Below are 22183 nucleotides of genomic sequence, written 5' to 3' on the forward strand. Positions count from 1 at the left end.
TGCTAGTTCATTTAAGGATACGGCATGGACAGTCTGCAAATTAAGGGCTTAAGCATTGCAACCCGCATTGGCATCCATGAGTGGGAACAACGCATCGCTCAGCGTTTACTGATTGATATCCACATTCCTGCTGATTTCAGCGATTGCCAGGACGATATTAATCAAACCATTGACTACGATAAATTATGCCAGCGGGTCACACGTCATGTGGAGTCGCACTCGTTTAAACTCATCGAAACCGTCGCCGACTCCGTGGCTAACCTGCTGAAATCGGAGTTTCCTATCCAACAGGTGACTGTCAGTGTCAGCAAACCCCATGCAGTCAAAAATGCCGCCGATATCCTTGTTAATGTAAGCCGGTAAAGGCAAACTGGTTTTGATTTTCAACGATCGGATCCTGATTTTTTCCCACAGGCAAACGATCGGTATCCAAATCAACGCCCGGATCATTTAAATGAGCTCCGGGTTTAAACGGTAAACTCGATTGACACTGGCGATACGAACAGGGACCAAAATCCCCCTGGTCCATGTCCTTCGGTGCGGCATCCGATTGTTGCAGCTTGAAGCGGTAGGCATTGCCCAGAATCAACAAGGTCTGAAGTATCATCAAGGCAACACCGACAGCCGGGTTGAGGGTAATGCCCAACGCCACTAAAAGACCGCCGGTTAAAACCACTGCCACCATGTTATAGGCCAAGCTGAAACCCAGGTTTTGCTTGATGTTACTGACCGCCTGACGGGCAATCGCCAAACCATGGGCAATGGGAAGCAATGCACCTTTCTGGATGATGGCACCGGCATTCTGAAAGGCCATTTGATGGCCCGAGCGTGACTGCACCGCAAAACCCATGTCACTGCAAGCCAGCGGCAAACCGTCATTCCCGCCATCCCCGACCATAGCGACCTTGTATTTTTTCTTTTTCAGGGATTCAATAAAAGCCGCTTTTTCCTCCCCGCCCACGCAACCGGCTTGAATATTCTGTTCAGGGATACCCAGGCGCTCCGCATAACGACGTGCCGTCTCAAAAGATGCACCGGTATTAATAAAAAGGGTCTTGCCGGCTGCCTTTAAGGTATCGATGGTTAGCTTGGCATCGGAGCGCAGGGGATCGGTAAGTACAAAATACCCCAATACTTTTTTTCTGGTGGCTAAAAACACCAGGCTGTCGCCTGCCTGCAATGGAATCTGCTGCAACAAATCCGGCGCGAATTTAACCCCTTCCTGCTCCATCAATTCCTGATTGCCAATCAGGTATTCGGTGCCATTGATTTCCCCCTTGAGCCCGGCATGGTAAGAATCATCCACCGGTTTATCAAGTTGATGCTTCATCTTTTCACCGTATTTTTCCTGGGCGTCATCAAAGATTGCTCTGGCAAACGCATGGGGGGAGTCCCTTTCCAATGCCGCAGAAAGTGAATACAGGTCAGCCGTGGTGATTTCGTCATCCAGCAGCCCGGTGCGGGTCACCTTTGGCTCTCCCAAAGTCAAGGTGCCATTTAAATCAAGGACTACCGCATCAATTGCTGCGGCTGCCTGCAAGGCTTTTCCGCTTTTAAACTGCACGCCATGATCCGCGGCTTTGCGATTGCCTATCATCAGCGCCAAAGGGACAACCAACCCCAACGTACAGGGGCAAGCCGATACAAGCACAGTCACTGCACATTGAATGGCAAGCGCTGGCGGAAAGAAGCAGGCGATGATTAACCCCGACAAAAGGGCGAGACCAATCACCGCGGGAATAAAATACTGCAAAATGTTGGTCGCCATCTCCTCAATGGGCGCCTTTTCCATATAAGCCTTGGCAATTCGCTCATCCAGACAAGCCAGGTAAGACTGTTTTTTGACGGCTTTCACCTGCAAAACCAAAGGCGACGCATGCAAGGGAAGGCGCATGCCCGATAACAAATGCTCGCCTTTTCTCAGGCGGCGCGGCACGATCGCACCGCTGATGATGTTGTCATCAATCCAGTTGTCATCCGAGAGACAAAGACCATCTAATGGAATGATTTCACCCGGTTGAATCACCAGGATGTCATCCACCGCAACCTGTGCCAAGTCGACGCTCTCTTCCTTGCTTTCTTTTAAAACACGGACGCGTTGGGGTAAATCCGATTGATAGGTGCGATCAAGGCCTAATTTGTCTTTGATGGATTCTTCAATAGCAAGGCCAATGTGACGAAAGCCGAAAATCAGCAATCCGGCTTCAAACATCATGGGCAGCCAGGGTACAAAAAAAGAGGCAATGGATACCCCTATGATGGTTAACGTACTGATAGCAAAGAGAGTATCCATGGTTAAGGTGCGGGCTTTCACCAATTTCATCACGGCCTGATAATAGGAGGATGCGCCAAGAATCAGGGTCAACACCACGGAGGTAACCCCTAAAGCAATCATCACCGCCAGGGGTAGTCCGCCAGTCACCATGCAGGCAATCATTAAGGCGATGCCGCAAACAGTGCCTATGACACCCCATAACCAGTGCCACTTCAGCAGACGTTTGTAGAGGGGTAAGGGAGGCACCACCCCTTCTTCGTCTTCACAAACCGGGTCGGACGGGCCCGGTTTCGACAGAATGTCTTGCGGGTTCTTTTCGATAACGGGGGATTGTGGATCAGGATGATGCTCTACGGTGATGTCGGTGATGTCATAAACCTCGAGCAAGGCAATTAACTCCTTTCGAGTCGTGCTGTCATCCTGCTCCTGCAATACGCTTACAAATCCTCGTTTTTTTCCTAGATCCACTCCCCAGGAAAGTAATTTTAAGCGCGCTTTCTCGCCCTCCAATAATCCCTCTACCGAATTAACACAAGCGCCGCAGGTAATGCCAGGCAACGAAAAATGGTAGGTTACAGTCATGTTAACCCCGGAATGTTGTTATTTTTATTTTTAATCCAGACGTTGGGTGGCCTAGACGTTGAATTTGCGAATGATTCCCTTAATGCGTTCCGTGCGCGCTACATCGGTCTGGGCTTTTTCAGCTTCTGAACGGGAATGAAAAGGACCGATAATCACCCTAAACCAATTGGTTCTATTTTGTACAACAGTGGTAATGGAAACATCAAAGCCTTTCAATACCAATAATGCTTTGAGGCGTTCGGCATCCTGACGTCGATTGAATGCCGCCACCTGCACCAGATAGGATTCATGAGTCTGCGCCATTGGCGCGGCAGGTTTGGCATCCAGTACGGGTTTGCTTTCCACCACAGCCACGGCAGGCTGGCCTGCATGTACCGCGGCCTGACCTACGGATTGACCGGCAGCCGTCTGGGTCGGCGGTGTTCCCGGAGTGGGCATGGGTTTGGGTTGGGCAGAAGCGGTTGTGTTGGAGTGATTAATGACCGGGGCACTGTTGTCCCTGGATAGCAAGGTATAAAATTCAAATTTGGGTTTGGGCCGCTCGTCGTGTTTAACCACTGCTGGCGCTGGGGCAGCCGTCTTTTCCTGTTCTGCAAGGACGTTTTTGTTGATCCAGTTGGATAAACTGGTCACGTCGAACACCGTAGCCGCCAGATAACCGCTTAAAAAAGAGGCAATAATCCACAGGAATTGACGGGGAGCACTGCTTTTGTGTCTCGAATTAGTTCCTTTTCTACCATAATCCCTTGCCATCACATGCTCTCAGGGCTTGAGACACCCAACAAATGTAAACCATTACGCAACACCTGACGGACCGCCTTTAATAAACAAAGCCGTGCAGCGCGTTGCACCTCGTCTTCGCATAATAATTGCACCGCATTGTAATAACTGTGCAGGTTATTGGCAAGTTCACGCAGGTAGTAGGCCACCTGATGCGGCTCACAACTGCCGGCAGCGGCCTTGATGACCTCCGGGTAGCGGCCTATCATTGTCATCAACGCCTGCTCATGGGTTTCTTTCAGGACATTGACATGGCTTAAGCCCATGGCTTCATCCCAGCTTAAACCACGTTCGCGCAACTGCCGTAATACGCTGCTGATGCGGGCGTGCGCGTATTGAATGTAATACACCGGGTTGTCGCTGGATTGCGATTTGGCCAAATCCAGATCAAAATCCATGTGTTGTTCCGGTTTGCGCATGACATAGAAAAAGCGCGCCGCGTCATTGCCGACTTCATCACGCAATTCACGCAGGGTAACAAAGGAACCGCTGCGGGTCGACATCTGCACCCGTTCGCCACCGCGATAAAGGATGGCAAACTGTACCAGCAGGACATTTAAGGCATCTTCATCATGGCCTAAGGCATTCACGGCGGCGCGGACACGGGTCACGTAGCCGTGATGATCCGCACCAAAAATATCAATGACGCGATCGAAACCACGATCGTACTTATTCCAATGGTAAGCGACGTCGGAGGCAAAATAGGTGGTTTGACCATTGGCCCGGATGAGTACCCTGTCCTTTTCATCACCAAAAGCTGTGGCTTTAAACCACAAAGCCCCATCCTGCAGGTAAGTATGACCACCCGCTTTCAGCGCCTCAATGCCCTTATTGATTGCGCCGTCATCGAGCAGGGATTGCTCGGAGAACCAGCAGTCAAAACGCACTCCGAATTCAGCCAGATCACTTTTAATGTCGCACAACACCGAATTCAAGGCCAATTGATGGAAATGCTTAAACCCCTCAACACCGATTAATTCCCGTGCGCGGTCAATGATGGCATCAATGTAACTTTCTTTGTCGCCGCCCTCGGGCTCATCCGGGGGGAGGCCCTGGCTCACCTGAGACCACGCCTGGCGATAGGTCATGCCATAGTCACCGAGCGCCTGCTCGGCAATTTCATTGACATACTCCCCGCGGTAACCATTCGCAGGAAAAACGATGCTTTCGCCGGCAAGACTTAAATAGCGCAACCAGACGCTGACCGCAAGAATATTCATCTGGCGCCCCGCGTCATTAACATAGTATTCGCGGCTGACGTCATATCCGGCGACAGTCAGCAGGTTCGCCAGCGTGGCGCCAAATGCCGCACCACGGCCATGGCCCACATGCAAAGGTCCGGTGGGATTGGCTGACACGAATTCAATCAGCACTTTTTTACCCTGCCCCAAATCGCTGGAACCGTACGCTTCACCCTGCTTGAGAATCTCAGCAATCACCTGCGATAAGGTGTCGCTTTTCAGGAAGAAATTGATAAAGCCCGGGCCTGCAATTTCAACCCGCTCAAGGGCAGGCGCTTTCGGCAGGTGAGCAATAATTAATTCGGCCAGTTGCCGGGGTGATTGGCGGCAAGGTTTCGCCAGCATCATTGCCAGATTGGTCGCAAAATCACCATGATCAGCGTCTTTGGTGCGCTCAATCCTGATTTCCACATTCAACTCAGCTGGAATAACCGCTGCGGTTTTTAATGTTGCGATGGCCGATGCCAGCCAATTTTCCACGGTCTCTTTCATTGCGCTCAATTCTTTCGTCAAAAAGCAGCTATTATGCGCTTTTTCCTAACAGTTGCAAAGCCCAATCAACAGAAACACTGGGGGCACAACTGTACCAAATGTGGTAGGATAGCAAGTCGGAATTTGGAGAAAACAGCATGGTTAAAACCACAAGCCATGAATACCATCACATGGGTATTCCCACCACCCTCCCTCGCCCCGGGGAACGGTACAGCGAGCGTTTCAAAATGTACACAAGCGGCGGTGAAGACAGCGAATACCGTATCCAATACCATCGCTTTGAACCGGGTTGCCCCCTTCATCCTCTCATTCAGACAAAGCCCCATGTGGCGTTTAAAGTCCCTGATTTAAACGAGGCGATTAAAGGACGATGCGTGATTCTTAAACCCTATGAACCCATTCCCGGATTTAAAGTGGCCATGATCGACGAATGCGGCGCTCCCATTGAATTCATTGAAACCACATTAAGCGAAGAGCAAATCTGGTATGGGGATCACAGCCAGGCTTTTATTTATGCCCGCGAAAACACCTAATCTACTGAAATACCACCACCCGGTGGTCTGACTGCCGCGGCTCCTGAAACGGTTTTTCCTGCTCATCGATTGCGATGATGACGCCATCCATTTCAGTAAGCAATGCTTCTTTATTGCGTCGCTTTTCCCCAGTGATTAATTTTTCAGACTCTTCCTGCGCTTTGGCACTGAAGAAACCGATGGCCGCTGCAGCCGCACCCAACTCGACCCCTGCCGCAAGCCCCATGCCCCCGATCATCAGGCCTTCCGCCAGAGTCATGCCGGCAATCGCGGCAGGTATGGCGCCAAATCCGCCGCCCCACCACGTGAGCGCGGCACCCAGAGCAAAGCCTATCACCAGTCCAAGCAGGGCACCAATGCAAGCCGCGATGCACACGCGCAGGCCGATACTCAGGCGCTTAGCCGATAAATCCTCATCCAGCTGACCGGCAAACTGACTGATTTCCTCACGCGACAGTCTTGGTTTTAAATGAAGGCAACGGGCTAAGTCGGTAAAGTGATTGAGCACGATGGGAAAAGCCGTTGCCGCGGGGTTAGCGGGTGGATGGGCAAATAACTCGCCTTCTATCTTCTCATGCAGTGCTAAAAAGCGCTCAATAACCGAAGGGTTCACTTCGCCGTCACGCCTCAATTGCTGAATGGCTTCAGCCAATTGTGATAACTGCCTGTACGGCTCGGGACTGGAATAATGACGCGTAAGCCATTGTTTTTTAAACAGCTCATGGCTCAGTCTTTCCCGCTCCAGCCAGACAACCCGGCGATACAGACTCTGCATGGCCGCAGGGAAATACTCAATCAATTGGGTTATTTCGTCATCGCCGCCATCAGGAAAATAGAAAGACCAATCGGTAGCCATCGCACGCGCGCTTTTGTTATTGCCCTTGGCGTGTTGGCGATAATCCGCTTGAATGGCCGCAAGCTCAGCCGGATAGTCGTCCTTTAATTGCTTAAGACATTCCCTTATCTGCAAAGCGGACAAGCGTTTCGTTCGCAACTCAAGGATAGCCGGGTGAAGGGAAAAATCATTATCGGCCACATGAGGATACTCTATCAACAGGCGTTTGACATCAGGATAGAGGGTTAACACCTCTTCTTCGGAATCCAGTTTGTTATGGATGTCCTCCTGACATCGCTGGATATAGGTAGCCAGACGCTCGCTGTGAAGAATGGCGTGAAGGGATTTTGCTCTTGGCCCGCGGGTTTGTTGTAATGTTTTAAAATCATTGGCCAATTGACGTCTGGCCTTTAAGTGCTCACTCGCGAATGATGCGCGCTCGCTTTGTGCCGCCGTCTGAGCATTCACGTTCAGGTGGTAAATCGCGAGGGCAGATTGCGTCAGTTTTAAAGTGGTCAGCGGGTAGGGCACAAGCATGGGAATTGCTTCTTGAAAGAGTTCGCCATGCCGCTCATTGCCCTTCCCTGCGGTATTTCTGCTCACTGAAAACGGGGTGGGTAGTTTATCGGGGCCTGAAATGACGTAGGTGCCGGGAACAAAACGCGCTTGCAAAGGGACACTGGCTTTCTGGAGCTCAGACCAGAGCTCCAGCACCATACGTTCATAGGTCAGGTTAGTGAACGCTTTATCCTGGTTCGGCAAGCTCAAGACAATTTCCTTACCACGCTGAAGCCCTTCCAGCGTGCGGCCTTGGGGCCCCTCATCATACGGTTCCCGGGGTTTTTCCTCAAACACAAAGAGCTGAGCGTCAACACGGTATTTTTTAGTCATTCGTTTAAGAATGGCCGAAATCACTTCCCGTTTGTCGCAATCACTACCGGGGGTTAACGCCATGGGATCCATCGCGACGTTTAATTGCCAACCTTCCGTTTTTTGGGTCTCATCCATGAGCATACTGAGTGAGATGTAAGGCATGGGTTGTCTTTAAAAAAAAAATGATTTTAGCGTGGCTTTATTAAGGATTTATTAAGAATTGAATTTTTCCTTGCGCGGCAAAATGCGCCCACAAACAAGGATTTCGGAGCACTCGCTCTAGCCCGGGCAATCAACAGTGATTGACATTTTCTCCTGAACATTATCCTATTATTCAATACTTCTGGTGTTTGCCCATCGACGTAAGGAATGCTCATGGCTTTGAAACGAACATTATCACTGACTCTGGTTTCTTTTTATGGTTTGGGAACCATTCTTGGCGCGGGGATTTATGCGCTAATCGGCGAAGTGGCCAAAGAAGCAGGAAATTTTACGCCAGTTTCATTCATTATCGCCTCCATTCTCGCATTGTTCACTGCATTCTCTTACGCGGAGTTAAGCGCCCGTTTTCCCCACAGCGCCGGATCGGCCCTCTATGTGCGGCAGGCGTTTAAGAAAGCCTGGTTATCCGGTTTGGTCGGATGGCTGGTAGTATTAACCGGCGTCACGTCTGCCGCCACCATCGCCCTGGGATTCGCCAGTTATTTTGTTTTGTTGCTGCCGGCTCCTCCCCTCCTCAGTGTCACCGTGCTTGTGCTGCTACTGGGGGCACTGACCCTGTGGGGCATTCGCGAGTCTGCCACGGTGATCATGGTCATGACCCTGATTGAAATCGGCGGCTTGCTATTGATTATTTTTTATGGCCGCCATGCCTTTGCAGCATTGGGAAACAGCCATTGGACATGGCCATCCTCCATGCAGGGCATTCTTATCGGCGCATTCATTGCTTTTTATGCCTACATTGGCTTTGAAGACATGGTCAATACCTCGGAGGAAACCATTAACCCTGAAAAAACTCTGCCCGCCGGTATTTTTATTGCCTTGGGTGGGGCAATGCTTCTCTACCTGCTGGTGGCAACCGTGGTCATTATCACCTTACCCACCCAGCTTCTGACGCAAAGCCACATGCCGCTTATCGACATCATCACCTACCAGGGTCACTCTCCACTGCTTTTTACCCTCATCGCACTCATCGCCATCATGAATGGCATTCTTGTACAAATCATCATGGCATCACGACTTATTTATGGTATGGCCAAACAGGATAATGCACCGGCTGTTTTCGCACAGGTGTATGAAAAAACGCACACGCCCGTGTATGCGACGGTTCTAGTGGTGGCAATGATTCTGTTGTTTGCCTATGCCTTGCCCATTGCGACCCTCGCTAAATTAACCAGCACCATTATCCTGTGCGTCTTCATGCTGGTCCATGCCTCCCTGATTAGAATTAAGCTCGGCAACCGGCAAAAACCGTCTTCTTTTTCCGTGCCCATAGGGATACCCATCGTGGCTATTCTGTTAACCTTGGGTTTTCTTGGCATGCAGCTATGGATAGCCCATTAACCCTGGAAATACCAAGGCTTAAGAAGGTCTGAAAAAAATTAATTATTTTATCAGACTACATTTAATTTTTGCTTAATGTTCAGTCTTTATAATGAACCAAACGAGTAAATTTTGGATGTAAGATGACCAGTTCATTTAAAAGAAAAATTCAAACACTACTTGCCACCGTATTATTCCCTACCACTCACAAGGATTGGTACAAAGAGAAAGGGTATGGTAAAGGCAAGTTGAGTGCGTTTGCGGATTTTCTTGATAGCCAAAGCCTCAATCCCAAGGCCCCTTATCATGACGTATTTCAGGGTTTGGCGGTTCAAAGACAATGGGTTGATTGTGTCGATTACAGAAAAAATCCCTGCAAGCTCGACTCCATTCGCCTTGCACCAGAAAAGCCGAAGGTAAAATCCGGTGAGGGACAGCACATTGTCAATTTTTTCGGCCGCCTGGAATATTACGAGTGTAATTTTAGAGACATGGCCCTGCAGGCTCACGCCACAGGGGCCACCATCCATGCCTTTAATCCCCCCGGAATGAATTCAAGTACAGGCCATGTGCTGGAGTTCAACGATTTGGTTAATGCCGGCATCGCCCAGGTCAATGCTCTTTTAAAAGAAGGGATTCATCCAGACAAGATTATTCTGCAGGGTAACTGCATGGGTGCGGCCGTCGCAGAAGAAGTGAATGCTCATTTCGAAAAACACCTGCACATCCAGTTGCGACGAATTAACAGCAACTCCTTTAAATCGATGAGCGCGCTCGTTACTTACCTTTATCCTCCATTATCCCTGCTTAAGGATACCGTTAAGAAATTACTGGAATACACCGGCTGGCAAACCAAACCGGGTAAATTATTTCTTGCCACCAGTCCCTATAAAGTCTACATGAGCCGCGTGAACGATCAGACCATTCGGCTCAAGGCTAGAATGGGTACCAAGGTTCATAAACTCGCGAAGCAGCAGGAAGAAAGTGCCAATTCTGAGTATGGTGATTATGAACCGCACCGCCAATGGCTTGATAAGCACGCCATCATGGCCCTGGATACCGAAAAATTCGGCAATGATGAGCATGTCAATCCGCATGAACTGGATTTATATAAATTAAAATCAGTCGTAGCATCAGACAATGTGACGGCTTATGATTTTGTTAATCGCTACATTGAATCGTCAAATCACTACATTGAAAGCCATCCGCAAACGGTGGATGACAGCCAGTTAAAAACCGGAGCGCCCTATTTGCACGAAGCGCCTACCGCCGTATTTCCGGAGCATGGGGAACTTCAACAAACAATTATCGACGCTTTAAATGAATTTTTAGCGGTAGCCACGTTGCCTGAATACCGCCAGCTTTCAAGAGAACTGTAAAGAAAGGATTGAAGCCATCACTCAACCGCATTGAGGTTTGGCGACTCCGATTTACTTCCCCCTCTTCAAGGGGGAAGACACCTTAAAATACCATTAGGCCAGTTTCGCGTAGGCTTTCTGGATATATCCATCCTGTGACAGCATGACGGCCAAAGGCCTTGTGGTTTCAAAATGAGCAAAGATAATCATCATCATCACGGTAATGGGCACAGAAAGAAACATGCCCAGGATGCCCCAGATGGCGCCCCAGAGCGCTAAGGCAAAGAGGATAACCAAAGGACTTAAGTTCAGCGATTTACTTAAGAAGCGGGGTTCAACAAGATTACCGATAATGAATTGAATGGTGACTATCCCTGACGTAATGATCACAAACGGCACCCAGCTGTCGAACTGGATGAGGGCTAAGAGCGCGGGAAAGGCCGTCGCAATGATAGCGCCAATATTGGGAATGAAATTAAGGAAAAAAATAAGCAGTGCCCAGAATTCGGCAAAATCAAGCCCTACCAGCTTCATAATAATCCAACTGGCAACCGCGGTGATAATACTGAGCAGGGTTTTTAATCCCAAATACGTTTGGGTGTCTTTGACAATGTGCGAGATAATGTTATTCACCAGTTCGCGATGATTATTCTGCGACAGAATGGCAGCCAGTTTTTGATTGAAATAATGTTGTTCGACAAATAAAAACGCGACATAGAGGGCAATCAGCACCGCTGAACCCATCAGGGTACTGAAAACACCGTAAACATTCACCAAAAAACCCTGCACACTGATCCCTTTAATGAAGGCATCCAGATTGACCATCATTTTGACATTGAACTGCTGATCAATTCGTCTAAAGATATTCTGCAGGTTGTCCTGGTAGCGCGACGAGGCTTCAATCACATCGTTGACATTATTGGTAATGATGTCAACGAGGATCTTACCGAGCAGCAGCACCACCAGAATGGATAAAATCCGGCTTAGCCAGCCCGGGCAACGGCCGCGCCAGAGTCGTGCATTCTGAATAAAATTATTGACGGTGTTAAGCAGGTGCCAGATAAAAATGGCAATCACCAGGGGAATAAGGAGACTGCGCCCGACAATAAGCAGGTAGCCGACAATCCAGACTGAGACAAGTATGGCAGCAAAAGTAATTGCACGGTTCATTGCTTGGGTTCCTCACCGAAAGAGCTACACTCCCCGGGTACATTCCTGTTATGATTTGTCCTTATTATGACGAATCAACCCTTGCTCTCACAATCCTGTCAAACCTTAGCCGGCATAGGACCTGCCCTGGCCGCCAAACTGGCGCGCTGCGGTATTCATACCGTCGCGGATTTGCTTTTCCATCTGCCTTTTCGTTATCAGGACAGAACGCGTATTACGCCAATCCAGGATGTGCGCTTAAATGATTACTGTGTCATAGCCGGGCGAGTTTGTAAAACAGAAATCAAATACGGCAAAAAGATGATGCTGTATTGTTATGTTGAAGACAAGACCGGCCTGTTGCGTCTGCGTTTTTTTCACTTTAATAAACAACAGATAAAAGCCCTGAATGAAAGCCCATGGCTGCGCGCCTTTGGTGAGATCCGCCTGGTTGGCACTCAACATGAAATGATTCACCCGGAGTACCAGTTGCTTAAAAGCGAGGATGACTTTACGGTAGAAGAACATTTAACACCCATTTATCCCGCCACCCAGGGCTTAAGTCAATCGCGTCTGCGTCAATTGGCCGAGACGGCATTGCTGGCCTGTGAGGACGAATTAAAAGCACTGGAATGGATGTCGGATGACGAGTTGGCGCGCTATCAGCTTCCCTCGTTTGATAAGGCCATGCCCTTGCTGCATCGCCCGCCGCCGGATATTTCCATTGAAACCCTGCAGGACGGTTCCCACCCTGCCCTGAAGCGGCTGATTTTTGATGAACTCCTGGCGCAACGCGTCAGCATGCAGTTTGCGAGACTTCATCGCAGTACTCTGACTGCTCCGGTCATTGCCCCGCGAGAAGGCCGAGTGCCACAGTTTCTCAACACCTTACCGTTTACCCTTACTCAGGCGCAATGGCGGGTCGTAGACGACATTCAAAGCGATTTAAGCCAGCCGCGCCCCATGCTTCGTCTGGTTCAGGGTGATGTCGGCTCGGGTAAGACCGTCGTTGCCGCTTTAGCAGCGCTTGCCGCGATTGACGCGGGCTATCAGGTGGCTTTTATGGCACCAACGGAGCTTTTAAGTGAGCAGCATGCCAATACTCTGCGTACCTGGTTTGCCCCCCTGGGTATTGCCTGCGTGCAGTTAACCGGAAGCATGAAAAGCAGCCAGCGCCGTGAGGCCTTAGCCCAATTGGCGCAACATCAATGCGGTGTTGTCATTGGCACTCACGCGCTTTTTCAGGAGGAGGTGGCGTTTGCCCGCCTGGGCCTGGTAATTATTGATGAACAGCATCGCTTCGGGGTGGAACAACGCTTGTTATTGCAGCAAAAAGGACAGCAGCAAAACCTCATCCCGCATCAACTGTTAATGACGGCCACGCCCATCCCAAGAACATTGGCCATGACCCAGTTCGCCCACCTTGATTTATCGGTCATTGATGAACTGCCCCCGGGTCGTACGCCAGTCACAACAGCCGTCATTAGTCAGGATAAACGTGCGGCTGTGATTGCACGGCTGGCGTCGGCGATTGCCGAAGGCCGTCAGGCGTACTGGGTATGCACCCTGATTGAAGAATCGGAAAAATTGCAATGCATGGCCGCCACGGAAACAGCAGCGGTTTTGCAGGCGCAATTACCCGACGTGCGCGTCGGCCTGGTCCATGGCCGCATGAAACCGGTTGAAAAAGAAGCAACCATGGCGGCATTTAAACAGGGCGAGCTTGACTTGCTGGTTGCCACCACCGTCATTGAAGTGGGTGTTGATGTTCCAAATGCCAGTTTGATGATCATAGAAAATGCAGAACGCCTGGGGTTGTCGCAACTGCATCAACTCCGCGGCCGTGTCGGACGCGGCAGTGCCCAATCGCATTGCCTGCTGCTTTATCAATCACCGCTTTCATCAACGGGCTCGGAACGTTTACGGATTATGCGGGCATCGACAGATGGCTTTCTCATCGCGGAAAAAGATCTGGAACTGCGCGGCGGCGGTGAGATATTGGGGGCTCGCCAAGCCGGTTATCAGGTGTTTAAACTGGCTAATCTCAGCCGCGATAAAACGCTGTTGCCCATGATTGCTGAGGCGGCTAAAGAACTCGTTACTCACTCCCCCCAAACAGCACGAACCGTGGCTCGCCGCTGGTTGGGGGAGTTTGAACAGTTTTTGCAGGGTTAAGGTTTCCTCAGGGTGTAAAGCGTCCTACTTCAACTGGCTCTTCCGCAATGTAGGGCGGATGCGTCCTTTTAGGTGTTTTTTCCTTGCCATAAATACGTTTCAAGTTGCGGTTATCGTTTTTCTCACCATCCATACTGACCTTGTAGGCCGGCATTTCATAAATATGCAAGGTACAACTGATGCCTGCTCCCAGTGCTTTTCGGCGTTTCAGTTGATGGACAAAACCATCGTTTAATTGATCGTGATTGGTATGGAAGCGAAAGCGATCACTGCGCCCCGTCAGCGAGGCGGTTTCCTCACCGCTCGGCTGGTAATATTTTTCAGACACCGCCTCGCTGAGTACCGTCACCGTGCCCCGATAAAGGTGATCATGAATGGTGGTTTTCTGGCGCGGAGCAAGCGCAAACAGCCAGATGGAGAAAGGATTATCAGCGTCTGGATGATCGTACAGCATGTACCGGCCAATGCCACGTGCATCCAGCACGTCGGGATTAGCAGGCGTATAAATGGAATGATCAAGGTTCAATTTTCCTTCCTGCAACAGCCGGGGAATGAGTTCAGCAACGGCCTCATAAGTCACCGTATCAAGGGTTTTGATTGCCTCATTAAGGGCATCGACGTTCAGTTGATGAATCAAGTCAATATCCGATTTCATGTCTCTCCTTGGTATTGATTAACAGGCGTTGGCCTGAATGACGAAATCATACCCTAATTCCACCTTGCAAAAAATTTTAAAAAAATGCGAGTCAAGACTGTTTTTTCATTTTTTCTTTGTTTAATATAATTGATGCTATGCCCCACCCAAATACAATCCCTGTGGATAACTCTACTGCCCTTTTTTACAACGTTCCAGGTTACTCGTTGACTATTTCCTCCATGATTCATTCTGGGCAAGGTTTTCTCGCCTTTTCTGACTTAAGGCAGGCTTTGTTTTTATCCACAAAATCTGTGGATAATCCTGTGCACAGGATGTCGAAGACCTTGATAATCAAATACGTTAGGCGACTGCCCAGGATATTATCAGTTGGAATTGCCGTAGGCAGCACAAGGAAAAATGATGCTCAATCATGATCGTTACTGGCAGGCTAAACGGGTAACCTTGATTGGCGCCTTAATCAATGCCCTTCTTGGCATCATCAAATTGATTGGCGGCGCCCTGTTTCACTCGCATGCATTAGTCGCGGACGGCATTCATTCCCTGTCCGATTTAATCACCGACATGATGGTGCTTTTCGCCTCCAAATACGGCAGTCTTGGGGCCGATACGACCCATCCCTATGGTCATCAACGCATTGAGACAGCGGCAACACTCTTATTAGCCCTGCTCCTGGTTCTTGCTGGCGCAGGGATTGCCTGGGACGCGGTCAATGAACTGATGCATCCTGATAAAGCCATCCCTGGAAAAATTGCCTTGATTATTGCGCTGTTCTCCATTTTCGCCAATGAATTACTTTTTCACTACACCCGTCATGTTGGCAAATTGATTGACTCACCGCTAATTATCGCCAATGCCTGGCATCATCGTTCCGATGCAGCCTCCTCCGTTGTCGTCGCACTGGGCTTGGTCGGCAGTCTGGGCGGATTAACCTACCTCGACGCCGTCGCAGCGATTATCGTCGGCCTTATGATCATTAAAATGGGCATGGCCTATGGCTGGAACAGCGTCAAGGAACTGGTGGACACCGCCGTCGATGCGGAAATGCTGGCTAAAATTGAAAAAAACATTCAGCACGTCAACGGAGTTAAAAAAATTCACCAGTTGCGCAGCCGCCTGATGGGGGGTGACATATTCATTGACGTGCATGTCCTGGTTGACCCCTTTATTTCCGTATCCGAAGGCCATTACATCGCCCAACACGTGCATCATGCTCTGATGAAGCAATTGACTCGCGTGAAGGATGTCACTGTACACATTGATCCCGAGGACGATGAAATCTCCTGCCCCTCCCTGCACCTGCGTAATCGCCGGCAATTGGAAAAAGAAATCCTTAACCCCTGGCAACGGGCGTATCCGGGCATTAAAGACTGGACGCTTCATTATCTGGACGGCCGTCTGATTATTGACTTGATGGTGGATAAAACCAACCTCGATCAAGCCACTCTGTCAGACACCCTGCGGGCCGCGTTGGCCAACCATCCTGAAATAAAAGAAATAAGAGTATTGCTCTATCACGAGGTCATTGCCTATGAATCGGCCTGAAATTGTTATTCTTGACGCAAAACCGTTAATGAACGACGGATTAAATTTTGATCAGCTCCTTCCGCTCGGCAATCTGACTGTGTATGACAAAACAGCAGAGGATGAGATTGTTGAACGCGCCCGGGATGCGACGATGATCGTCACCAACAAAGTCAAACTGAATGACTGGCATTTTGAACGCTTGCCACGCCTGCGTTACATCGGTGAAACCGCAACCGGAGTCGACAACATTGATGTGGTGGCCGCCAAAGAACGCGGCATTGTCGTCACCAATGTCCCCGATTACAGCACCGACAGTGTCGCTCAGCATGTTATGGCGTTACTGCTGGCTTACACGAATGGCGTCGAACGCCACGCCCATTCGGTGGCCCAGGGGGAATGGCAACAACACCCGTATTTTGCCTACTGGCTTAAACCGGTTACTGAACTGGCAGGAATGACACTGGGGACGCTCGGTTATGGCAAGGTGGCGCAACGTCTTGCGACCGTGGCACAGGCGTTTGGTATGCGCGTCATTGCCCACAAGCCCACCCCCTTTCAGGATGAGACAGTTCGTTGGGTGGACTTTGACACGCTGCTTCAGCAAAGCGATGTGTTAAGCCTGCATTGTCCCTTGACAGTGAACACACGGCATGTCATTAACCGCGAAACCTTGCTTAAGATGAAAGCAGGCAGCCTGCTTATCAATACCGGCCGCGGCGGCTTAATCGATGAACAGGCTCTGGCGTTTGCCTTAAAGCAGAATCATTTGGCGGCGGCCTGTCTGGATGTGTTAACTCAGGAGCCACCGGAAATGAACAATCCGCTGACGGCACTTCGCAATTGCCTGATTACGCCCCACATCGCCTGGGCGAGTCTTGCGGCAAGAAAACGCTTGCTAAATACTGTCTGTGAAAATATTATTCATTTCCTTAATCAAAAACCCGTCAATACGGTTTAAGTCCAGTAGAGGAATGGTATTACAATGGATGCAGGCACAACGTTAAAGCTGTTTTTTGCTCTGATAATCTTTGTCGTGATTCTGCTGGCCGGCTGGCTTCCTTTCAAACGGAAAAGTCAGGAAGATCACATTGATTTTCCCATTGGCGAAACCCTGGCTACCGGTATTTTCCTGGGAGCCGCGCTAATGCACATGCTGCCGGAAGCCAATTTACTGTTCCATACCATGGGTTTTGATTACCCCTTCGCTTACATCATTGCCGGCCTTGTGTTTCTGTTTTTCCTATGGTTTGAACATTTAGGTAAAGAATTGTATCAACACCATCACAGCAATCACCCCGCGTTTGCCATTCTGGCCTGGGCCATGTTATCCATTCATTCCCTCATGCTGGGTGCTGCCTTAGGATTAAATCACAACAATTCATTTGTGATTATGCTGTTTTTGGCTATCATTACCCATAAATGGGCCGAGAGTTTCGCCATTGCCATGCAATTGAATAAAAGCTCGCTGACATTTAACAAAAGTCTATTGTTCTTTTTAAGTTTCAGCCTGATGACACCGGTGGGTATTTTTTTTGGCTGGTACTTTGGCCATGGGGTTGAAACCAACTCCCTGATTGACCCCATCCTCATTGCCGCCTCGGCCGGCACGTTTCTCTATCTGGGTACCCTGCATGGCCTTGAAAAATGCGTGATGGTGGAGCGATGCTGCAATTTACGCGATTTTAGCTTCGTCATTATTGGGTTTTTACTCATGGCTTCGGTGGCTGCCTATGTCTGAATTTCTGACACAACAACCTTTAATCCTGGCATCGTCTTCAATGTCCCGGCAACAATTGCTTCAATCGCTTGGATTGCAATTTTCTGTTATTCCATCGCATTGCGACGAAGAGCAAATCAAAAAGCTGTCCCCGCAGGCATCCCATAAGGAACTGGCAGCGACGCTTGCCGCCAGCAAAGCCCTCCTGGTGAGCGAAGATCATCCGGAACATTTTGTCATTGGCGCCGATCAGCTTTGCGTCCTCAAGGACAAACCGTTTGACAAGCCGGGGAATCATGAGACGGCTGTCACGCAGTTGCGGCGGTTAAGAGGCAAAACACACCAACAAATTTCCGCCTGTTGCCTTGCCAAAGAAGGGCAAATTCTCTGGGCCGCTCAGGATGTTGCCTTTTTAACCATGCGCAACCTAAGCGATCGTACCATCGAAGCGTACCTGCGTGCAGACCAACCCTATCAAAGCTGCGGAGCCTATCATTACGAAAGTCTGGGTAAATGGTTATTCAGTGAAGTCAGAGGCAGCGACAGCACCATCCTGGGTTTGCCTGTACAGGCTTTGATTGAGGCCTTGCTGAAGCACCACATCATTACTTTCTAGGCTTTACGCGCCAATCGGTACACTTCTTGCAGTCTGAAGCTATACTTCTACAATCACAGACGTTGGGAGCGGCTCAATGGCGCGAAAGCATAGCAAAAAAAATCACTCACCCCATCATAAACGTGCGCTTTGCCTGATTAACCAACCTGAAAAAACCACAGGCAGCAAGCAGACTTATGAACGAATCGCCTGTGTATTTCAGGGCGGCGGCGCATTAGGCGCTTATCAAGTCGGCGCCTTCCGAGCAATTCATGAGCGAGGTTACTGCCCCAATTTCCTTGCCGGTGTTTCCATTGGCGCCATTAACAGTGCCATCATTGCCGGAAATGCCAAAGAACAGCAGGTGGACAAATTAATGGAATTCTGGGAAACCATCGTGCCCCAGTTATGGTTTGACGGTCTGGTCAATTTTCAGGATGTGGAATACATCCACCACATGTACAATCAAATGGGTGCCTGGCATTCCGTTTTCCATGGACTGGAAGGATTTTTTACACCCCGCTTGTTTCCACCCCATTTTCTCTCCAAAGACACCCCCGACTATCTCAGCTACTACGACACGAGCCCGTTGCAGGCCACCCTGGAGAAGATCATTGATTTTGATCGCATCAATGATAAAAAAGTAACCCTCTGTCTTGGCGCGGTCAACATTACGTCGGGTGAAATGGAATTTTTCAACAACCAGAAGATGGAAATCACGCCTGCGCACGTTATGGCCAGCGGCGCCCTGCCGCCGGGTTTTCCTGCCATTAAAATTGGCGAGGATTATTTTTGGGACGGCGGTATTTATGCCAACACCCCGTTAGTGACTGTCCTTGATGCGCTGCCTGAACAGGATACTCTCTGCTTTGTGGTGGATTGTTTCAGTCTCAAGGGGCGTTTGCCGCAAGCCATGGATCAACTGGAAGAACGGCAAAAAGACATTCGTTATGCCAGCCACTCCCGGCGCTTAACCAACGTGTACACCAGCCGGCAGAATTTACAGGCGGCCATTGAATACCTGGGCCGTAAACTGCCCGAATCGGTCAAACAGGATCCCGAAGTGAAAAAAATTTTGGATTTGGGGCACAGCAAACGTTTCAGCGTGGTTCATATCATTTACAGCGGTACCCCTTATTCGCACTCGTTTAAGGATTATAATTTCTCACGCGCGGCCATCGATTTTCGTTTAAAAACCGGTTATCACAATGCCATTGATGTTCTGAATAATCCAGAATGGGAAAATAAATCGAACAAAACCTTGGCCTGTTCGATCTATGGGGTAACAGCCGACTATTTCGATCAGCATTAACCGGATCTGCGTTAGCGATTACAACTGCGCCAGGACTTCCTGCAGGTGTTTCACGGCAATGACTTCCATGGACAGGGGTTGTTTTGGCGCGTTAGCCAATGGAATGATGGCGCGCTTAAACCCATGCTTCGCCGCCTCACGCAGGCGTTCCTGCCCGCTTTGCACCGGCCTAATCTCACCCGCTAACCCCACTTCGCCGAAAACAATGGTTTCCCGGTCAACCGCTTTGTTGCGTAAACTGGAAACCACGGCCGCTAGTAAGGCCAAATCACTGCCGGTTTCGGTGACCTTTACCCCGCCGACGACATTAATAAACACATCCTGATCAAAAGTCGCCACGCCACCATGACGGTGCAGCACCGCCAGCAGAATGGCCAGGCGGTTGTGTTCCAGGCCGGCAGTGATGCGTTTAGCCTGTTGGCCATGTGCCTCATCCACCAGTGCCTGAACCTCCACCAGCATGGGACGCGACCCCTCCCAGGTAACCATGACCGCACTGCCCGGTGTTGTTTCCGGTTGGCGGGATAAGAAAATGGCCGAGGGATTGGCCACTTCTTTTAATCCGCGATCAGTCATGGCAAAAATACCCAGCTCATTGACAGCGCCAAAACGGTTTTTAATGGCGCGGATCACACGGAAACGGCTGTCGCTCTGCCCCTCAAAATAAAGCACAGTATCAACCATGTGCTCCAGAACCCGAGGCCCTGCCAATGCCCCCTCTTTTGTCACATGCCCAACCAGAAAAACAGCGGTATTGGTCATTTTGGCAAAACGCACCAGTTGCGCTGCTGATTCGCGCACCTGACTTACCCCCCCGGGTGCGGAAGTAATGGAATCAGTAAAGATGGTCTGCACGGAATCCACCACCAGAATGCGGGGCATTTCCTTTCTCGCATGATCAATGATGGTTTCCACCTGGGTTTCAGCCAGAAGACGTAAACCGGCCAGAGGCAATTGCAAACGCCGTGCCCGCATGGCGACCTGCTGCAGCGATTCTTCCCCGGTCACATAAAGGACATTGTGTTCCTGTGACAAATTGGCCAGCGTCTGAATAAGCAGAGTGGATTTGCCAATGCCCGGATCGCCGCCGATTAACACCACTGAACCATCCACCAGTCCGCCGCCCAAGACCCGATTCAATTCGGATAAACCGCAATCCATACGCACTTCGGTATGCATCACCACCTCCTCCACGGCCGTGACGGCGGAACGCTGATTAGCATAATGACCCAGTCTGCTGGTGCGTCCCCCTGAGGCGACGCTTTCTTCCGTTACCCCGTTCCAGACACCGCACTGGGTGCATTGCCCAGCCCATTGCGAGAACACCGCCCCACAGTGATTGCATACAAATCGGGTTTTTGTTTTCATTGTTTTTAAAGAAACCTGAACGTGTTAAATTTTTTGTATTCTTTCTCAAGTGGTGTAAATTAGCAAATCAGGTCATCGGGAAAATAACCATGAGTAAGACACATTTTGAATGGGCTGTCGTTGGCGCCGGGCCTGCCGGCATTGCCGCAGTCGGCAAATTGCTGGATCACGGCATTCGACCCGCCAGTATTTTATGGTTGGATCCCCAGTTTAACGTGGGTGATCTTGGTCAACTGTGGTGCAATGTGTCCAGCAATACCAGCGTTAAGCGATTCATTGATTTTTTAAACGATGCCGCCTCTTTTCGCTACAATGATGCACCGGACTTCCGCTTGAATCAATTGCCTCCGGAGTCGACCTGTACCCTGAAACACATTGTTGAACCGCTGCAATGGATTAGCGATCACCTGCGTCGCGATGTACATAGCGTCAAAGCCACTGTTCATGCCATGGCCTTAACCCGACGAACCTGGTCGCTGGACAGCGGCAAGGACACCTTTAAAGCAAACAATGTGATTCTCGCCACGGGCGCTGTACCCTCGAGTCTTAATCATGCGGGCGTCGATGTCATGCCCTTTGAGACAGCCATTGATAAACCCAAGCTCGCCAACACGGTTAACAGAGAACACACTTACGGCGTTTTCGGCTCATCGCACTCAGCCATTATTATCGTGCGCCATCTGGTGGAACTGGGTGTTAAAAAAATCATTAACTTTTACCGCTCCCCCTGCCGTTATGCCGTGGAAATGGGTGACTGGATTCTTTTTGATAACACCGGTCTTAAAGGTGATACAGCGGCCTGGGCCCGAGAAAACATTGACGGCACCCTGCCTGCCAACCTAGTCCGCTACAACACCAGCGAACCCAACATTGCCCGCTACCTGCCCGAATGCAATCAGGTGATTTATGCCGTGGGCTTTTCACGGCGAAAAAATTTAGTTATCGGCGATTACGAGCAAGCGCCCTACAATCCCCATGTTGGCATTATTGGTCCCGGCCTGTTCGGCTTAGGCATCGCCTTTCCTGAGCACAAGGCGGATCCGTACGGCAGCGTGGAATCGCAGGTTGGCTTATGGAAATTCATGGTGTACTTAAACAAGGTGTTGCCAGCCTGGTTTAAGTATCCGGCCTAATCGCAGCGCTTTACAGCTCACGCACCCTGTTATAAAAAAAG

General features: G+C 50.0%; 18 protein-coding genes. 11 read left to right on the forward strand and 7 right to left on the reverse strand.

The window, feature by feature from the left end; all coding sequences use genetic code 11:
* Positions 1 to 24 precede the first annotated feature (24 nt).
* Entirely contained in the window at positions 25 to 363 is a 339-nt protein-coding gene (folB, locus tag GH742_RS11945) for a dihydroneopterin aldolase (RefSeq protein WP_203455155.1), read from the forward strand.
* On the opposite strand, the gene GH742_RS11950 is transcribed toward folB, so the two are convergent.
* The 3 genes from GH742_RS11950 to argS are packed head-to-tail and all read right to left on the reverse strand — an operon-like array spanning position 347 to position 5370.
* Positions 347 to 2857, reverse strand: a complete 2511-nt coding sequence (locus GH742_RS11950) for a cation-translocating P-type ATPase (RefSeq protein WP_203455156.1) — start codon at positions 2855 to 2857, stop codon at positions 347 to 349. The two genes, folB and GH742_RS11950, sit on opposite strands and share 17 nt — an antisense overlap.
* 51 nt (positions 2858 to 2908) lie before the next feature.
* Complete coding sequence (locus GH742_RS11955) at positions 2909 to 3610, reverse strand: SPOR domain-containing protein (protein ID WP_203455157.1); 702 nt, start codon at positions 3608 to 3610, stop codon at positions 2909 to 2911.
* Complete coding sequence (gene argS, locus GH742_RS11960) at positions 3610 to 5370, reverse strand: arginine--tRNA ligase (protein ID WP_203455158.1); 1761 nt, start codon at positions 5368 to 5370, stop codon at positions 3610 to 3612. Before argS ends, GH742_RS11955 begins: the two co-directional genes overlap by 1 nt.
* A 137-nt stretch (positions 5371 to 5507) precedes the next feature.
* On the opposite strand from argS, the gene GH742_RS11965 reads away from it, so the two are divergent.
* The gene (locus tag GH742_RS11965; protein ID WP_203455159.1) at positions 5508 to 5903 is read left to right on the forward strand and encodes a hypothetical protein; all 396 of its coding nucleotides are present in this window, start codon (positions 5508 to 5510) and stop codon (positions 5901 to 5903) included.
* 1 nt (position 5904) lies between these two features.
* Here GH742_RS11965 and GH742_RS11970 read toward each other — a convergent pair whose 3' ends face one another.
* Positions 5905 to 7773 (reverse strand): hypothetical protein, encoded by a 1869-nt coding sequence (locus GH742_RS11970; RefSeq protein ID WP_203455160.1) that lies wholly within the window; start codon positions 7771 to 7773, stop codon positions 5905 to 5907.
* Positions 7774 to 7986: 213 nt separating this feature from the next.
* Between GH742_RS11970 and GH742_RS11975 the strand changes: the two genes are divergently transcribed.
* Both GH742_RS11975 and sdbB read left to right on the forward strand, forming a co-directional pair.
* Entirely contained in the window at positions 7987 to 9174 is a 1188-nt protein-coding gene (locus GH742_RS11975) for an APC family permease (protein WP_203455161.1), read from the forward strand.
* A gap of 122 nt (positions 9175 to 9296) precedes the next feature.
* Positions 9297 to 10532 (forward strand): Dot/Icm T4SS effector alpha/beta hydrolase, encoded by a 1236-nt coding sequence (sdbB, locus tag GH742_RS11980; RefSeq protein WP_203455162.1) that lies wholly within the window; start codon positions 9297 to 9299, stop codon positions 10530 to 10532.
* A gap of 93 nt (positions 10533 to 10625) precedes the next feature.
* Here the strand turns inward: sdbB and GH742_RS11985 are convergent, their stop codons facing one another.
* Positions 10626 to 11681, reverse strand: a complete 1056-nt coding sequence (locus GH742_RS11985; RefSeq protein ID WP_203455163.1) for an AI-2E family transporter — start codon at positions 11679 to 11681, stop codon at positions 10626 to 10628.
* An 81-nt stretch (positions 11682 to 11762) separates the two neighbouring features.
* On the opposite strand from GH742_RS11985, the gene recG reads away from it, so the two are divergent.
* Positions 11763 to 13835: an ATP-dependent DNA helicase RecG gene (gene recG / locus GH742_RS11990; protein ID WP_203456935.1), complete on the forward strand. Its 2073-nt coding sequence runs from the start codon at positions 11763 to 11765 to the stop codon at positions 13833 to 13835.
* A 7-nt stretch (positions 13836 to 13842) separates the two neighbouring features.
* Here recG and GH742_RS11995 read toward each other — a convergent pair whose 3' ends face one another.
* Positions 13843 to 14490, reverse strand: a complete 648-nt coding sequence (locus GH742_RS11995) for a cysteine dioxygenase (RefSeq protein WP_203455164.1) — start codon at positions 14488 to 14490, stop codon at positions 13843 to 13845.
* 402 nt (positions 14491 to 14892) lie between these two features.
* On the opposite strand from GH742_RS11995, the gene GH742_RS12000 reads away from it, so the two are divergent.
* The 5 genes from GH742_RS12000 to GH742_RS12020 all read left to right on the forward strand — a co-directional run bounded on the left by GH742_RS12000 (position 14893) and on the right by GH742_RS12020 (position 19641).
* A complete protein-coding gene (locus GH742_RS12000) occupies positions 14893 to 16035 on the forward strand; it encodes a cation diffusion facilitator family transporter (RefSeq protein ID WP_203456936.1) in 1143 nt (380 codons plus the stop codon).
* A 28-nt stretch (positions 16036 to 16063) separates the two neighbouring features.
* A complete protein-coding gene (locus GH742_RS12005; RefSeq protein ID WP_203455165.1) occupies positions 16064 to 16975 on the forward strand; it encodes a D-2-hydroxyacid dehydrogenase in 912 nt (303 codons plus the stop codon).
* Between the two features lie 24 nt (positions 16976 to 16999).
* Positions 17000 to 17755, forward strand: coding sequence for a ZIP family metal transporter (locus tag GH742_RS12010; RefSeq protein WP_203455166.1), 756 nt, complete (start codon positions 17000 to 17002; stop codon positions 17753 to 17755).
* Positions 17748 to 18350 carry a nucleoside triphosphate pyrophosphatase gene (locus GH742_RS12015; RefSeq protein WP_203455167.1) on the forward strand — a complete coding sequence of 201 codons (603 nt, stop codon included), beginning with the start codon at positions 17748 to 17750 and terminating at the stop codon, positions 18348 to 18350. Before GH742_RS12010 ends, GH742_RS12015 begins: the two co-directional genes overlap by 8 nt.
* 76 nt (positions 18351 to 18426) lie before the next feature.
* Positions 18427 to 19641 carry a patatin-like phospholipase family protein gene (locus GH742_RS12020; protein ID WP_203455168.1) on the forward strand — a complete coding sequence of 405 codons (1215 nt, stop codon included), beginning with the start codon at positions 18427 to 18429 and terminating at the stop codon, positions 19639 to 19641.
* Between the two features lie 18 nt (positions 19642 to 19659).
* Here the strand turns inward: GH742_RS12020 and radA are convergent, their stop codons facing one another.
* Positions 19660 to 21009: a DNA repair protein RadA gene (gene radA, locus GH742_RS12025; RefSeq protein ID WP_203455169.1), complete on the reverse strand. Its 1350-nt coding sequence runs from the start codon at positions 21007 to 21009 to the stop codon at positions 19660 to 19662.
* Positions 21010 to 21098: 89 nt separating this feature from the next.
* Here radA and GH742_RS12030 point away from each other — a divergent pair, with 89 nt between their 5' ends.
* Entirely contained in the window at positions 21099 to 22142 is a 1044-nt protein-coding gene (locus tag GH742_RS12030) for an FAD-dependent oxidoreductase (RefSeq protein ID WP_203455170.1), read from the forward strand.
* Positions 22143 to 22183: the final 41 nt, after the last annotated feature.

This window comes from Legionella sp. MW5194, assembly GCF_016864235.1.
Classification (GTDB): Bacteria; Pseudomonadota; Gammaproteobacteria; order Legionellales; family Legionellaceae; genus Legionella_C.